We start from the raw sequence: 403 nt of genomic DNA, 5'->3' as shown, positions 1-403 counted from the left end.
TGTCCAGACTCCCGACGGTGCGGCCTCATTCACCGCTTCTTCTCAGGTTGAGCTGGGGGGATATCTGTATGATGTGCGTAAAAATGGGACCAACTGGGAACTTTACGCTTCCGGGACAGCTCCGGAGCCGGCTCCTGATCCAACACCAGATCCGGCTCAGCCTCCCGTCGTAAAACCCTCTCCCGCGCCTAAGCCAACCACGACCGCAGATGCTGGCGGCAATTATCTCCACGTCGGTTATCTGATGAACTATGTCGAAAACCGCACGCTGATGCAACGGATGGGCGACCTGAGAAATCAGAGCAAGGAAGGTAATATCTGGCTTCGCGGTTACGGGGGAAGCCTGGACTCTTTCGCCAGTGGCAAACTGAGCGGCTTTGACATGGGTTACAGCGGTATACAG

1 protein-coding gene is annotated in these 403 nt (G+C 56.1%); it reads left to right on the top strand.

The genetic code is table 11. The features are described from left to right. The coding region (locus QQZ18_RS15775; protein WP_284541906.1) for an autotransporter outer membrane beta-barrel domain-containing protein at nt 1–403 on the top strand (403 nt) is incomplete at both ends.

The organism is Pleomorphomonas sp. T1.2MG-36, assembly GCF_950100655.1.
In the GTDB taxonomy this organism is placed as follows: domain Bacteria; phylum Pseudomonadota; class Alphaproteobacteria; order Rhizobiales; family Pleomorphomonadaceae; genus Pleomorphomonas.
The sequence above is the reverse complement of the archived record's forward strand: the minus strand, read 5'-3'. Positions and strand labels throughout refer to the sequence as shown.